General features: G+C 61.2%; 11 protein-coding genes and 1 tRNA gene. 8 read left to right on the top strand and 4 right to left on the bottom strand.

The window, feature by feature from the left end; all coding sequences use genetic code 11:
• Positions 1-3 precede the first annotated feature (3 nt).
• Genes ACTJK9_RS21080 through thiO form a run of 4 tightly spaced genes read left to right on the top strand, consistent with a single transcriptional unit; the run spans position 4 to position 5,137 of the window.
• On the top strand, positions 4-483 hold the full coding sequence (locus tag ACTJK9_RS21080) for a pilus assembly PilX family protein (RefSeq protein WP_064382099.1): 480 nt from the start codon (positions 4-6) through the stop codon (positions 481-483).
• Positions 470-3,562, top strand: coding sequence for a pilus assembly protein (locus ACTJK9_RS21075; protein WP_440815962.1), 3,093 nt, complete (start codon positions 470-472; stop codon positions 3,560-3,562). The genes ACTJK9_RS21080 and ACTJK9_RS21075 overlap by 14 nt, the downstream gene beginning before the upstream one ends.
• Before the next feature lie 15 nt (positions 3,563-3,577).
• A complete protein-coding gene (locus tag ACTJK9_RS21070; protein WP_440815959.1) occupies positions 3,578-3,979 on the top strand; it encodes a type IV pilin protein in 402 nt (133 codons plus the stop codon).
• A gap of 57 nt (positions 3,980-4,036) precedes the next feature.
• Entirely contained in the window at positions 4,037-5,137 is a 1,101-nt protein-coding gene (gene thiO, locus ACTJK9_RS21065) for a glycine oxidase ThiO (protein WP_085612621.1), read from the top strand.
• A gap of 154 nt (positions 5,138-5,291) precedes the next feature.
• Here the strand turns inward: thiO and ACTJK9_RS21060 are convergent, their stop codons facing one another.
• From ACTJK9_RS21060 to ACTJK9_RS21045, 4 genes are all read right to left on the bottom strand, one after another.
• On the bottom strand, positions 5,292-6,638 hold the full coding sequence (locus ACTJK9_RS21060; protein WP_440815956.1) for a sigma-54-dependent transcriptional regulator: 1,347 nt from the start codon (positions 6,636-6,638) through the stop codon (positions 5,292-5,294).
• Positions 6,635-8,224: a sensor histidine kinase gene (locus ACTJK9_RS21055; protein WP_440816048.1), complete on the bottom strand. Its 1,590-nt coding sequence runs from the start codon at positions 8,222-8,224 to the stop codon at positions 6,635-6,637. The genes ACTJK9_RS21060 and ACTJK9_RS21055 overlap by 4 nt, the downstream gene beginning before the upstream one ends.
• Positions 8,214-8,447: a PP0621 family protein gene (locus ACTJK9_RS21050; RefSeq protein ID WP_039771683.1), complete on the bottom strand. Its 234-nt coding sequence runs from the start codon at positions 8,445-8,447 to the stop codon at positions 8,214-8,216. Before ACTJK9_RS21050 ends, ACTJK9_RS21055 begins: the two co-directional genes overlap by 11 nt.
• Positions 8,448-8,572: 125 nt before the next feature.
• Positions 8,573-9,589 (bottom strand): outer membrane protein assembly factor BamD, encoded by a 1,017-nt coding sequence (locus tag ACTJK9_RS21045; RefSeq protein ID WP_007959566.1) that lies wholly within the window; start codon positions 9,587-9,589, stop codon positions 8,573-8,575.
• Positions 9,590-9,741: 152 nt separating this feature from the next.
• Here ACTJK9_RS21045 and rluD point away from each other — a divergent pair, with 152 nt between their 5' ends.
• From rluD to ACTJK9_RS21025, 4 genes are all read left to right on the top strand, one after another.
• A complete protein-coding gene (gene rluD / locus ACTJK9_RS21040) occupies positions 9,742-10,704 on the top strand; it encodes a 23S rRNA pseudouridine(1911/1915/1917) synthase RluD (RefSeq protein WP_011335991.1) in 963 nt (320 codons plus the stop codon).
• Positions 10,701-11,423 (top strand): peptidoglycan editing factor PgeF, encoded by a 723-nt coding sequence (gene pgeF, locus ACTJK9_RS21035; RefSeq protein WP_085612624.1) that lies wholly within the window; start codon positions 10,701-10,703, stop codon positions 11,421-11,423. The genes rluD and pgeF overlap by 4 nt, the downstream gene beginning before the upstream one ends.
• Positions 11,424-11,552: 129 nt before the next feature.
• Positions 11,553-14,117: an ATP-dependent chaperone ClpB gene (gene clpB / locus ACTJK9_RS21030; RefSeq protein ID WP_064382092.1), complete on the top strand. Its 2,565-nt coding sequence runs from the start codon at positions 11,553-11,555 to the stop codon at positions 14,115-14,117.
• Positions 14,118-14,415: 298 nt separating this feature from the next.
• Positions 14,416-14,491, top strand: a tRNA-Asn gene (locus ACTJK9_RS21025).
• Positions 14,492-14,558 lie beyond the last annotated feature (67 nt).

Raw genomic sequence — 14,558 nt, 5'->3', positions numbered from 1 at the left:
GCGATGAACGTTTCTCTCCATCGGCGAAGGTCCCAGGGCGGCATGGTGTTGCTGGTCAGCCTGGTATTTCTGCTGCTTCTGACGGTGATCGGCCTGTCATCGATGCAAAGCGCCAACCTGCAGGAAAAAATGGCCGGCAGCGTGAGTTTGCGCAATCAATCGTTCCAGACTGCCGAGGCGGCGCTGCGCATCGGCGAAAGTGCGGTGCAACTGGATGGCTACGCGCTGGCGGTGTGCGCCAGCCCTACCCAATGCGCGCCGCCGGCGGAGTCCTCGGTGGTCAGCGCGGCCGGGTTCAATTCCACGTCGGGGGTCACCTGGATCGCCGCCGGCAGCGGGTTCTACGGGGTGCAGAATATCGGTACGACCCTGACGGCGGTGAACGTACCGAGCAACACCTCGGCGACGTTGTACCGGGTCACGGCCGTCGGCATCGCCGGCACTTCGCGCAGTGTGGTGGAGAGTGTCTATGCGAAGTACTGAGCGACGCGTCACGTGGCTGTCGCTGCTGCTCGGCATGCTGACCGGGCTCTATCTGGCTGCACCGGCGTATGCCTTCACGCCGTCCGATTCGCCGCTGTTGAGCGCGGCTGCGGTGTCTCCGAACGTGATGTTGATGATCGACGACTCGGGCAGCATGAACAGCATCATCTATGCAGCAGGGTTCGATCCGACCGTGGATCGCACGCCGGCTCGGCAGTGCAACGCGGTCATCGGTCTGTGTCTGAGCTCGACCGCCATTACCGGCGATACGATCTTTCTGTCGAGCCTGCCGACCTCCGGCTGCGCCGGCGGCGCCTATGCGTTCTACAACAACAGCCTGACGCCGCTCTGCCTGAAGCTGCCGGATCCGGTGGGCAGCGGCAACACCCGCTATTCGGCGGATTACATTTCCTACGTGGTGAGTCTGGCGATCAACAACGGCACACGCGACTTCACCACCGGGGCGATTCCCAACGATTACCGGATCAACGTGGCGCGCAACGTCTCCACCGCACTGGTCACCAGCAACCGCAACCTGCGCATGGGCCTGGCCACCTTCAATCCGGCCACCAGCAACAACCCCGGCAACGGTGGTTTCATCGCACGCTCCATCAGCGACCTGTCACCGGTCAGCGGCAGCGTGACCCAGGCCCAGGCCGATACCAACTACAACGCACTGATTTCCTCGATCAATGGCCTGAGCGCGGTGGCCAACACGCCGCTGGCCGAGACCTATTACGAAATCACCCGCTACATGCGCGGGATGGCGCCGTACTACAACAGCACGCCGAGCACTTACACCAGCCCGATCCAGTATCGCTGCCAGAAAAACTACGGCGTGGTCATCACCGACGGTTTGCCGACCTATGACCGCACCTTTCCCAGCAACGACCCGCTGGGCGGCAGCCGCCTGCCGAACTGGGACGGCATCAACAATGACGGGACCAACCTCAACGGGGACGGGGAGGGCGATACGCTGTACCTGGACGATATCGCCAAGTTCGCCTTCGACATCGACATGCGTTCCACCGGCACCGATGCAGCGGGCAAGAGCTGGAACGCGGTGGATTTCCCCAGGCAGAACATGAACACCTACACCGTGGGTTTCACCGCTTCCAACGACATGCTCTCGGATGCCGCCGATTACGGACAGGGCCGCTACTACCAGGCGACCGACAGCGCCGGCCTGAATGCCGCATTGTCTTCGGCGTTGAGCGATATCACTTCCAAGGCTGGTTCCGGCGGCAGCGGTGTGGCCAGTGGCACCACGCTGGCGAGCGGCACCAGCTATTTCCAGACCAGTTATGACCCCAAAGACTGGCGCGGCACGATCAAGTCCTTTGGCTTCACCTCGGCCGGGGCGGTCAATACGTCGGCCGTGCTGTGGACCACCGACACGGCCATCGTGCCCGGTGCCACTGCGCCGACCTACCAGTCGTGGAACTCCCTGAACAACGCGGCGGTGACGCTGGCCTACGGCAACTTCTCCCCGGCCCAGCAGACCGTTCTCAGCCAGGGTTTACCCGTCGGCATCAGCGGCATCGACCTGGTCGAATGGAGCAAGGGCACCAACAAGACCGGGCTCAAAGTGCGCAGCGTATTGCTCGGGGACATCATCAACTCGCCGCTCGTATTGGCTTCGCCCACGGAAAAAACCGCTTCCGATCTGGCGGGTGACACCACCTACAGCACTTACCTGACCACCAAGGCTTCGAACATGAATGCCAGCTTGGTGGTGAACGCCAACGACGGTTTTGTCAGCGTCATCAACTCGGCCAACGGTACCCGGCGCTATGCCTACATGCCGTCCAGCGTATTGCCCTCGCTGCGCCTGATTGCCGATCCGAACTACGTCAATGGCGTCAGCCACAAATTTCTGGTGGATGGTCAGATCGGTGTGTTCGATGCGCAATTCGGCACGGCCTGGAAAACCCTGGCCATCGGCGGTACGGGTGCCGGCGGCAAGACTTTCTATGGGCTCCAGCTGTTCGACGCCTCGGCAGGCAACGTCATCCGTGCCTTGTGGGAAGTCAGCGCGCCGACAACCGCCAGTACCTCCAATGCTTTTAATGATCTGGGTTACGCCTATGCCCGTCCGGAAGTGGCACGCTTGGCCGATGGTCGCTGGGCGGCGTTCATTGCCAACGGTTACGGCAGCAACTCCGGGGTGGCGGCGCTGTATGTGCTGGATGTGCGTGACGGCTCGCTGATCAAGAAAATCGTCATCGACAGTACGGAAACCGCCAACGGCTTGTCTTCGGTGAAGCTGCGGGTCAATTCGCAGAACGTGGTGCAGGCGGCGTATGGCGGTGACTTGAAGGGGCGGTTGTGGAAGTTCGACCTGAGCGCCACGTCCTCCGACAGCTGGGGCGTAGCGTTTTCCGGCAAGCCGTTGTTCACCACGGCCGGCGGGGCGACTCAGCCGATCACCGCGCAGCCGTTGCTGGCGGACAATGCTCTGGGTGGTAAACAGATTTTCGTCGGCACCGGCAAATTCAACGAGACCGCCGACAAGACCAACAAAGATTTGCAGGCGTTTTATTCGGTGTGGGATGCCGATGGCGGGTCGGGTCAGATCACGGTCAGCAGTTTGCAGGCGCAGGCGATTACCGGGGTGTTCTCCGGCAGTACCGGGCAGTTCGTCACCACCAGCCAGAACGACACGACTTATCCGGCGGAGAAGGGCTGGTATCTGCCGCTGGTGTACAACAACGCCTTGACTGGCGAACGGGTGATCAATCAGGCCAGTCTGGTGCTGGGACGCATCGTGTTCACCACGGCCAGTGTCGATACCACCGACCCGTGTTCCAGTTTCGGTACCGGCAAACTGATCGAACTCGATGCGTTCAGCGGTAAGATGCTCAACTACGCGGTGCTCGACACCAATGCCGATGGCGTGGTCGACAGCAACGACACGATTTCCAGCGGCGTGGTGTTCACCGGTGGTATCCCGACCTTGAACGCCATCGTCAACGGTGCATCACGCAAGGTCGTGAACGATTCCAGTGGCGGTATCACCACCCTGGTGGAAAAATCCGGCGGCGGCAGCCGTCGTATCATGTGGCGGCAAATTCAGTAAGCGAGAGTTCGAGGCATGCGCAGATCCAACCGAGGTTTCACCCTGATCGAAATCATGATCGTGATTGCGATCATCGGTATCGTCATCACCATCGGCTATCCGAGCCTCACCGAATACGTGAAGAAGGGCCGTCGTGCCGAGGTGGTCAGCACTTTGTCGGAACAGGCACAGATCCTCGAGCGCTTCTATTCGAAGAACAACGTCTACACCGGTGTCACCGGGTTGAGCACCGGCAACGATTTCTACACCATCACGCCGACGATCACCGATCAGACCTTCCTGCTGACCGCGACCCGCAAGACCGGCACGGCCATGGCCACTGACAAGTGCGGGGATTTCACCCTCACCAACACCGGTGTCAGAAGCATGAACAACGCGACCACCGGGCTGACCACCAAGGATTGCTGGGGCCGCTGAGCCGCATTATTTCGGGCGCCTTTTGCGCCCACTGTCTTTTTTACGGTTGGATCAAACATGACCAGGCAACAGCAAGTGGTGATTGTCGGTGGCGGGGTGATTGGCCTGCTCACTGCGTACAACCTCGCCTCCGAGGTCGGCAGCGTGGTGCTGCTGGATCGTTCGAACGTTGGCCAGGAATCGTCCTGGGCCGGCGGCGGTATCGTGTCTCCGCTGTACCCGTGGCGCTACAGCCCGGCCGTCACCGCGCTGGCGCATTGGTCGCAGGATTTTTATCCACAGCTGGGCGAGCGCCTGTTTGCCGATACCGGGGTCGATCCCGAAGTGCACACCACCGGCCTGTACTGGCTGGATCTGGATGACGAAGCCGAAGCGCTGGCCTGGGCCGCGCGGGAGGACCGTCCGCTACGGGCTGTGGATATCTCGGCGGCGCATGATGCGGTGCCAGTGCTCGGTGGCGGCTTTTCCCGGGCGATCTACATGGCCGATGTGGCCAACGTGCGCAATCCGCGGCTGGTGAAGTCTTTGAAAGCGGCTTTGCAGGCGTTGCCGAACGTGACGATTCACGAGCAGTGCGAAGTCAGCGGGTTCGTCCGTGAAGGCGAACGGGTGGTGGGCGTGCAGACTTCAACCGGTGTGATCGCTGGCGATCAGATCGTGCTGACGGCGGGCGCGTGGAGCGGAGAATTGCTCAAGACCCTGGACCTGTCGCTGCCGGTGGAACCGGTCAAGGGCCAGATGATTCTCTACAAGTGCGCGGCGGATTTCCTGCCGAGCATGGTGCTGGCCAAGGGGCGCTATGCGATTCCGCGCCGTGACGGGCATATTCTGATCGGCAGTACGCTGGAACACGAAGGCTTCGACAAGACCCCGACGGACAACGCACTGGAAAGCCTCAAGGCATCGGCAGTCGAGTTGCTGCCGGCGCTGGCCGATGCCGAAGTGGTGGGGCACTGGGCCGGGCTGCGACCGGGTTCGCCAGAGGGCATCCCTTACATTGGCCGGGTTCCGGGGTTTGACGGTCTGTGGCTGAACTGCGGGCATTACCGCAACGGGCTGGTGCTGGCGCCGGCGTCCTGTCAGTTGTTTGCCGATGTGATGCTGGGGCGCGCGCCGATCATTGATCCCGCGCCGTATGCACCGGCCGGACGGATCTAGTCAGTTTTTTAGCGGTGCCTGATAAATCGCTTTCGCGGGCAAGTCGAATCGTCGCACCGCCGCTCCCACAGGGTACGGCGCTTTNAAAAGTTGAGCACGGCACAAAACTGTGGGAGCGGCGGTGCGACGATTCGACTTGCCCGCGAAGAGGCCCTCAATCCAGACCCAGTTTCTTGAGCCTGTAGCGCATCGACCGAAATGACAGGCTCAACCGCTGCGCCGCCGCCGTGCGATTCCAGCGGGTTTCCTCCAGCGCCTGCAAAATCAGTTTGCGCTCGACGCTTTCAAGATAGTCTTCGAGGTTGTCGATCTGGGTGAGATCGGCAACCCCGCCCTCGGCGGCGCCGTTACCTTCACTCAGGCGTAAGTCATCGGTCTCGATCGTGCGGTTTTCACATAGGGTGTGCGCCCGCTCGAGCACGTTCTCCAACTCCCGCACGTTGCCCGGGAAGCGGTAGTTTTTCAGCGCCTCGAGGGCATGGGGATGAAGGCGTGCCGCCGGCTGCCCGGTGCCATTGGCCAGGCGCCTGAGCATGTGGCCGGCCAGTGCTTCGATGTCCTCGCGACGTTCGCGCAGGGACGGCACACGCAGTTCGATCACGTTCAGCCGGTAATACAGATCCTGACGGAAACGCTCGGCAGCCACTTCCGCATCGAGGTCCTTGTGCGTCGCGCAGAGGATGCGCACATCGACCACGGTTTCCTGTTGCCCGCCGACGCTGCGCACGGCTTTTTCCTGGATCGCCCGCAGCAGCTTGACCTGCATCGGCAGCGGCAAATCCGCCACTTCATCGAGAAACAGCGTGCCGCCATGGGCCGCCTGAAACAGTCCCGGTTTATCCTCCACCGCGCCGCTGAAACTGCCTTTGCGGTGGCCGAAAAACTCGCTCTCCATCAACTCCGAAGGAATCGCCCCGCAGTTCACCGGTACGAATGGCTGGCTGGCGCGCGGGCCCTGCTCATGAATCAATCGGGCCACCAGTTCCTTGCCGCTGCCAGATTCGCCGCTGATGTAGACCGGTGCCTGGCTGCGGGCAAGTTTGTCGATCTGTTTGCGCAGGTTGCGCATCGGCGGTGAATCGCCGAGCAGCCGCCGGTCGATCGAAGTGCAGACATTGCCCGGCGCCGGCATGCGCAACGCCGAGCCGACCAGCTCGCGCAGGCGTGTCAGATCCACGGGTTTGGTCAGGAAGTCGAAAGCCCCGGCCTTGAGGGCGTTGATCGCCGTTTCCAGGCTGCCATAGGCGGTGATCATCGCCACCGGCAGTTGGGGATAACGTTGCTGAATGTGCTGCACCAGTTCCAGGCCGGTGCCGTCGGGCAGGCGCATGTCGGTCAGGCACAGATCGAAGGTCTCGCGGTGCAGCAGCGCCTGGGCCTCTGCGAGATTGCGTGCGCTGAAGGTGTCGAGTTTCATCCGTCCCAGGGTGATTTCCAGGAGTTCGCGGATATCCGGCTCGTCGTCGACGATGAGGATTTTTTGCCGTGGGCTCGTATTCAACTTTGTTTCCGTCCGTGAGCAAAGGTGATGCGAAAGCAGCCGCCGCCTTGGCGTGATTTGAAGTCTAGGCGCGCTTGATTGCTTTCGCACAGCTCACGGGACAGATAAAGCCCAAGGCCGGTGCCTTGGCTGCTGGTGGTAAAGAACGGTTCGAACAGGTGAACCTGTTGATCGAGCGGCACGCCGGGGCCGTTGTCTTGCACTTCGAGCACGGCCAGCGTGCTCTCGGGGTCGATGGATAGCGTCAGCCAGATCTCGGCCGGGTCGTGCAAAAGGGCACTGTGGCGCCAGCCGTTGCGTAACAGATTGTCGAGAATCTGCGTGAGCTGGCCGGGATCCATCAGGGTGCGAAAATCCCCCGGACCGATTTGCAGATGAATGTGCTGGCGCTCGCCGGCCTGTTCGCGGCTCTCGTCGACGAACTGCTCCAGCCACGGCTTGAGATCCAGCCGTTGCGGCGCGCTCTGCTGGCGGCGGGACAGTTGCAGGACGTTTTCGATGACTCGGTTCATGCGCTGGGAGTGGTCTTGAATGATCTGCGTCAGACGCCGATCCGCGCCGTCGAGTTCCTCGGATTCCTGCAACAGCTGCGCAGCATGACTGATGGCCCCCAGCGGATTGCGGATTTCATGGGCGATACCGGCAGTCAGCCGGCCCAGCGCGGCGAGTTTCAATTGCTGGGCCTGCTGGGCGATCTGGGCGAGGTCTTCGAGAAACACCAGGGTCTGGCGGTTCGGACTCTGTTCCAGGGCGATGAAACTCGGCTGCAGCTCCAAGCCGTTGCCGGCGACTTTCAGGCTTTGCGGGCGCAGGGTCGGGTTGTTCAGCCACAGTTGCAGGCGTTCGACCAATGCGCTCGAGTGCTCGTCGATCAAGTCGCCTTCAAGCTGTGTTTGGCCCAGGAGGGTCCTGGCGCTGTGATTGGCCAGTTGCACCCGGCGCTGTTCGTCGAGCACCAGAATGCCGGTGCGCATGCGTTGCAGGATCAGCGCGTTGAGGGCTTCGAGCCCCACCACTTCGCTGGCGCGCAGCTCGGCCAGGTTCTCACTGACTTCGAGACGGCGGATCAACCCTTGCACCAGCAGCGAGGCGGCAAAGCACAAGGCGCCGAGGGTGCCGGCCTGCAGATAGTCGTTGGCGTTCAGGGGGTGGCTGAAACTCAGCAGGAAGCTGAGCCCGACGATGCCGAGGGTGGCGATGGCGGCGATCAGCAAGCCGATACGTCGTCGCAGCAAGGTGTTGCTGATGGCCACCGAAACGATCAGCAAGTTGCCAATCGCACTGGCCACACCGCCCGCTGCGTAGAACACGCCGCACAGCAGCAGAATGTCGACCAGTGCCAGGCCGAACAACTGGGCTGGGCGGCGGATATTCTCGAGGAACACCACCAGCAGGATGTTCAGCACCAGGTACAACCAGCTGCCATTGCGCAGCCACTCGTCGTTGGCCGAGGTCAGCAGGCGGTTGTCCATGTTGCTGGAGATCAGCAACACCAGGGTGATGCCGACACTCAAACGGTACAGATGATAGAGGCGCAGCAGTCGCTGGGCCTGTTTGCTGTCGGCGTTGTCGGCCTCAGCGATCACTGGAACCGGGGCCTTGCTCAAGGTGAGCCTGGCTGCAATACCACTGTTGTTGAAGGTTCAGCGCGCGGTCGCGGGGCAGGTGCACGCCGCAATGGGCGCAGCGCACCATCGGCGCGGCATCCTGTTCGCGAGGCGATCGGGTGGACGAGGCGGGGGCCTTGAATTTGCGCCACAACCAGACAGCAGCGGCGATCAAGGCAATCCAGAACAGTAAACGAAGCATGATGGGCGGCTTTTCGGCTAATGATTCGGCAGTTTAGCCAAGGACCCGACAGGCGCACAGCCCAATCACACGCCGCAATAAAAAGGGAGATCCGAAGATCTCCCTTTTTGGCATCACTGCAGTGATCAGTCGAACAGACCGAAGGTCATGTAGCTGAAGATGGAACGGTCGCTGTCGCTCGACTCCGGTTCCGGCTCTTCGATCACGTCGCCGTTTTCGTCTTTTGGCTTGAGCTCGTTCGGGATCGCGTCTTTCGCGTCCTGGAACTGCTTCTGCACGTCCTGGTTGGCGCGGGTTTCTCCCGGCGGCAGCGGCGGACGGGATTCGATCAGGCCCAGAGTGGCCTTGCTCAGGAACGAACGGTTGTCGGCTTCGGCAACGCGAGGCACGAACTGACCGTCCTGCAGGCTCGGGTGGTTCGGGTAGTTGAGCTTCAGGGTTTCCAGACTGGTGGCCGCCAGTTCGTCCAGATGCAGACGCTGGTAGGCTTCGGTCATCACCGCCAGGCCGTCACCGACCGATGGGGTTTCCTGGAAGTTTTCCACTACATAACGACCACGGTTGGCAGCGGCGACATAGGCCTGACGGGTCAGGTAGTAGTCGGCCACGTGGATTTCGTAGGCAGCCAGCAGGTTGCGCAGGTAGATCATGCGCTGCTTGGCGTCCGGCGCGTAGCGGCTGTTCGGGTAGCGGCTGGTCAGCTGGGCGAACTCATTGTAGGAGTCGCGGGCGGCACCCGGGTCACGCTTGGTCATGTCCAGCGGCAGGAAGCGCGCCAGCAGGCCGACGTCCTGGTCGAACGAGGTCAGGCCCTTGAGGTAGTAGGCGTAATCCACGTTCGGGTGCTGCGGATGCAGACGAATGAAACGCTCGGCAGCGGATTTTGCAGCTTCCGGCTCGGCGTTCTTGTAGTTGGCATAGATCAGTTCCAGCTGCGCCTGATCGGCATAGCGACCGAACGGATAACGCGACTCCAGAGCCTTCAGCTTGGCTGTGGCGCTGGTGTAGCTGTTGTTGTCCAGGTCCTGTTGAGCCTGCTGGTACAGCTCGGCTTCACTCAGGTTTTCGTCTACGACTTCCTTCGATGAGCAAGCAGCGGTCAATGCGAGGATGGCGATCAGCAGCAGGTGTTTCACTTGCATGGCGGCTTGCGTCCCTATGACGGCCGCTGTCTTGGGCGGGGCCGTCCTGTTATGATGAGCGCCCCGTTGAAAAGCCCCGGGGCAAAAGACGCCGTATTTAACCACAAGCGCGCAGCCGAAACCAAAGGCTGTAGCCGACGCCCAGTCCGAGCATGTCCGATAAAATTGAACTTCGCGCAGAGGTGCCGTCCGAATTGGGCGGCCAACGCCTCGATCAAGTCGCTGCCCAACTCTTCGCCGAGCACTCGCGCTCGCGCCTTTCCGCCTGGATCAAAGAAGGTCGCCTGACTGTGGACGGGGCGGTCATCCGCCCGCGCGACATTGTTCATGGCGGTGCCATCCTTGAGCTCACTGCCGAGCAGGAGGCCCAGGGTGAATGGGTCGCTCAGGACATCGAACTCGACATCGTCTATGAAGACGACGACATTCTGGTGATCAACAAGCCTGCGGGCCTGGTGGTGCACCCGGCTGCCGGTCACGCTGATGGCACCTTGCTCAACGCCTTGCTGCACCACGTGCCGGACATCATCAATGTCCCGCGCGCCGGTATCGTGCATCGTCTGGACAAGGACACCACCGGTCTGATGGTGGTGGCCAAGACCATTCAGGCGCAGACCAAACTGGTCGCGCAGCTGCAAAGCCGCAGCGTCAGCCGGATCTACGAGTGCATCGTGATCGGCGTGGTGACCGCCGGCGGCAAGATCAACGCCCCGATCGGCCGTCACGGCCAGCAGCGCCAGCGCATGGCGGTGATGGAAGGCGGCAAGCCGGCCGTCAGCCACTACCGCGTGCTGGAGCGCTTCCGTTCCCACACCCACGTACGGGTGAAGCTGGAGACCGGTCGTACTCACCAGATCCGCGTGCACATGGCGCACATCAACTTCCCGTTGGTCGGCGACCCGGCGTACGGCGGTCGTTTCCGCATTCCGCCGGCCGCGAGCCAAACCATGGTCGAATCCCTCAAGCACTTCCCGCGTCAGGCCCTGCACGCGCGGTTCCTCGAGCTGGATCATCCGACCACCGGTGAGCGCATGAGCTGGGAATCGCCGCTGCCGGAAGATCTGGTGTGGCTGCTGACCCTGCTCAAGCAGGATCGCGAGGCATTCGTCGGATGAACTGGCTGACGCCGGACTGGCCCGCGCCGGCCAGCGTCAAAGCCTGTGTCACCACCCGCGAGGGCGGCGTCAGCGAGGCGCCGTTCGACAGCCTCAATCTGGGCGATCATGTCGATGACCGCCCGGAGGCTGTTGCCGAAAACCGTCGGCGTCTGACCGAACACTTCTCTATAAAGCCTGCCTGGCTGCAGCAAGTGCACGGGATTGCCGTGGCGCATGCGGATCCGTCCGTGGTGACCACGGCGGATGCCAGCTGGACGGCAACGCCCGGTATCGCTTGTGCGGCGATGACTGCCGATTGCCTGCCGGCGCTGTTCTGCGACCGTGCCGGCACTCGCGTTGCTGCCGCTCACGCCGGTTGGCGTGGATTGGCGGCCGGCGTGCTGGAGGCTACCCTCGACAGCCTGGATGTGCCTGCCGAAGACATTCTGGTCTGGCTCGGCCCGGCCATCGGACCGCAAGCCTTTGAAGTCGGCCCGGAAGTCCGGGAAGTGTTCATCAATCAATTGCCCGAAGCCGAGACAGCCTTTGTCCCGAGCCACAACGCCGGCAAGTTCATGGCTGACATCTATAAGCTGGCGCGGCTGCGTCTGGCGGTTCGTGGTGTCACCGCTGTTTATGGTGGCGGTTTCTGTACCGTGACCGATCCGCGCTTCTTCTCTTATCGCCGTGCATCGCGCACTGGTCGCTTCGCTTCCCTCGTTTGGCTCACCCGCTAAACTGTCTGATCTGCATCAACTGTCCCACGCTTGAATCTTCCAGAATCGACCGCATCTATAGCGGTATCTGGCAGGTTTCTTTATTCAGGACGGTTTTCAGGTCCGGCCTGCTCAAAAGGAAGGTGACCCATGCGTATAGACCGTTTAACCAGCAAATTGCAGTTGGCGTTGTCCGATGCCCAATCTTTGGCCGTCGGCCACGATCATCCGGCCATCGAGCCGGCGCATTTGATGCAAGCCATGCTTGAACAGCAGGGTGGTTCGATCAAACCCCTGTTGATGCAGGTGGGCTTCGACGTCAACAGCTTGCGTAAAGAGCTGACCAAAGAGCTCGATCAATTACCGAAAATCCAGAACCCGACCGGCGACGTCAACATGTCGCAGGATCTGGCGCGTCTGCTCAACCAGGCCGACCGTCTGGCCCAGCAGAAGGGCGACCAGTTCATTTCCAGCGAGCTGGTGCTGCTCGCCGCGATGGACGAGAACAGCAAGCTCGGCAAGTTGCTGCTCGGCCAGGGTGTGAGCAAGAAAGCCCTGGAGAATGCAATCAACAACCTGCGCGGTGGTGAGGCAGTCAACGACGCCAACCATGAAGAGTCCCGTCAGGCGCTGGATAAATACACCGTCGACCTGACCAAGCGCGCCGAAGAAGGCAAGCTTGACCCGGTGATTGGCCGTGACGATGAAATCCGTCGCACCATTCAGGTCCTGCAACGCCGCACCAAGAACAACCCGGTGCTGATCGGCGAGCCTGGCGTGGGTAAAACCGCGATTGCCGAAGGGCTGGCCCAGCGCATCATCAACGGCGAAGTGCCGGATGGCCTGCGTGGTAAACGCCTGCTGTCTCTCGATATGGGCGCGCTGATTGCCGGTGCCAAGTATCGCGGCGAGTTCGAAGAGCGCCTGAAAGCGCTGCTCAACGAGCTGTCGAAGCAGGAAGGGCAGATCATTCTGTTCATTGACGAACTGCACACCATGGTCGGCGCCGGCAAGGGCGAAGGCTCGATGGACGCCGGCAACATGCTCAAGCCGGCCCTGGCCCGTGGTGAGCTGCACTGCGTCGGCGCGACCACGCTCAACGAGTACCGCCAATATATAGAGAAGGATGCGGCCCTCGAGCGGCGCTTCCAGAAAGTGCTGGTGGACGAGCCGAGCGAAGAAGACACCATCGCGATCCTGCGTGGCCTCAAGGAGCGTTACGAGGTTCACCACAAGGTGGCGATCACCGACGGCGCAATCATCGCGGCGGCCAAGCTCAGCCATCGCTACATCACTGACCGGCAGCTGCCGGACAAGGCGATCGATCTGATCGATGAGGCGGCCAGCCGCATCCGCATGGAGATCGACTCCAAGCCGGAAGTGCTGGATCGTCTGGAGCGGCGACTGATTCAACTGAAAGTAGAATCCCAAGCGCTGAAGAAAGAAAGCGACGACGCGGCGAAGAAACGTCTGGAGAAACTCCAGGAAGAAATCGATCGCCACGAGCGTGAGTACTCCGATCTGGAAGAAATCTGGAACTCGGAAAAAGCCGAGGTGCAGGGTTCTGCGCAGATTCAACAGAAGATCGAACAGTCCCGTCAGGAACTGGAAGCCGCGCGTCGTAAAGGTGACCTGAACCGCATGGCCGAGTTGCAGTACGGGGTGATCCCGGATCTGGAGCGCAGCCTGCAAATGGTCGACCAGCACGGCAAGAGCGAGAACCAGTTGCTGCGCAGCAAGGTGACCGAAGAGGAAATCGCCGAAGTCGTTTCGAAGTGGACTGGCATTCCGGTATCGAAAATGCTCGAGGGCGAGCGCGACAAGCTGATGAAGATGGAAAGCCTGTTGCATCAGCGCGTGATCGGTCAGGACGAAGCGGTGGTGGCGGTAGCCAACGCGGTGCGGCGTTCCCGGGCCGGGTTGTCCGACCCGAATCGTCCGAGCGGCTCGTTCATGTTCCTCGGCCCGACCGGTGTCGGTAAAACCGAGCTGTGCAAGGCGCTGGCCGAGTTCCTCTTCGACACTGAAGAGGCGATGGTGCGGATCGACATGTCCGAGTTCATGGAGAAACATTCCGTGGCGCGGCTGATCGGTGCACCACCGGGCTACGTCGGCTATGAAGAGGGCGGTTACCTGACCGAAGCGGTACGGCGCAAGCCTTACTCGGTGATCCTGCTGGACGAAGTCGAGAAGGCTCACCCGGACGTGTTCAACATCCTGCTGCAAGTGCTGGAGGATGGCCGTCTGACCGACAGCCATGGCCGCACGGTGGACTTCCGCAATACCGTGATCGTCATGACCTCCAACCTCGGTTCGATGCAGATCCAGGAACTGGTAGGCGATCGTGAAGCACAACGGGCAGCGGTGATGGATGCGATTTCCACCCACTTCCGTCCGGAGTTCATCAACCGGGTCGACGAAGTAGTGATCTTCGAGCCATTGGCGCGGGATCAGATCGCGGGCATTACCGAGATCCAGCTGGGCCGTCTGCGCAGCCGTCTGGCCGAGCGCGAGCTGAAGCTGGAACTGAGCCCGGAAGCGATGGACAAGCTGATTGCTGTCGGCTATGACCCGGTCTATGGCGCACGGCCGCTGAAGCGGGCGATCCAGCGCTGGATCGAGAACCCGTTGGCACAGTTGATCCTGTCGGGGCGTTTCCTGCCAGGCGAGACCGCGACCGGCGTCGTGGAGAACGACGAGATCACGTTCAACTGACGCTCGACGGTGCTGTCGTCATCAAGGCCTCGCAATGCGAGGCCTTTTTTTTCGCCAGGCTGTTGAACTCAAAGGAAAAGGCTTGTAAAGTGCGCCCCGCAGTCAGTCACCAACACGGTTTCAGCTCACTGGGCAGAAATCTGAAATAAGTTGCAAATCATTAACTTGAAAGCAATTTAGGGGGTTGACAGAGGTGTTCTAGGTTGTAGAATAGCGCGCCTCAGACACACGAACGCAGCGATGCGAAAACGATGTCGAGAAGCTGCAAGTTTCACCGTAGTAAATTGAAATGTGTAGTTCCGTGATAGCTCAGTCGGTAGAGCAAATGACTGTTAATCATTGGGTCCCAGGTTCGAGTCCTGGTCACGGAGCCAATTTCAAACCGGGGTATAGCGCAGTCCGGTAGCGCGCCTGCTTTGGGAGCAGGATGTCAGGAGTTCG

The organism is Pseudomonas sp. 22082, from assembly GCF_052046055.1.
Classification (GTDB): domain Bacteria; phylum Pseudomonadota; class Gammaproteobacteria; order Pseudomonadales; family Pseudomonadaceae; genus Aquipseudomonas; species Aquipseudomonas pharyngis.
This window is presented reverse-complemented; position numbering and strand designations above follow the sequence as displayed.

Bases quoted from the DNA above. Each gene is read 5' to 3' on its own strand.
- ACTJK9_RS21080 (WP_064382099.1), top strand. From the start codon at position 4: ATGAACGTTTCTCTCCATCGGCGAAGGTCCCAGGGCGGCATGGTGTTG.
- ACTJK9_RS21075 (WP_440815962.1), top strand. From the start codon at position 470: ATGCGAAGTACTGAGCGACGCGTCACGTGGCTGTCGCTGCTGCTCGGC.
- ACTJK9_RS21070 (WP_440815959.1), top strand. From the start codon at position 3,578: ATGCGCAGATCCAACCGAGGTTTCACCCTGATCGAAATCATGATCGTG.
- thiO (WP_085612621.1), top strand. From the start codon at position 4,037: ATGACCAGGCAACAGCAAGTGGTGATTGTCGGTGGCGGGGTGATTGGC.
- ACTJK9_RS21050 (WP_039771683.1), bottom strand. From the start codon at position 8,447: ATGCTTCGTTTACTGTTCTGGATTGCCTTGATCGCCGCTGCTGTCTGG.
- ACTJK9_RS21045 (WP_007959566.1), bottom strand. From the start codon at position 9,589: ATGCAAGTGAAACACCTGCTGCTGATCGCCATCCTCGCATTGACCGCT.
- rluD (WP_011335991.1), top strand. From the start codon at position 9,742: ATGTCCGATAAAATTGAACTTCGCGCAGAGGTGCCGTCCGAATTGGGC.
- pgeF (WP_085612624.1), top strand. From the start codon at position 10,701: ATGAACTGGCTGACGCCGGACTGGCCCGCGCCGGCCAGCGTCAAAGCC.
- clpB (WP_064382092.1), top strand. From the start codon at position 11,553: ATGCGTATAGACCGTTTAACCAGCAAATTGCAGTTGGCGTTGTCCGAT.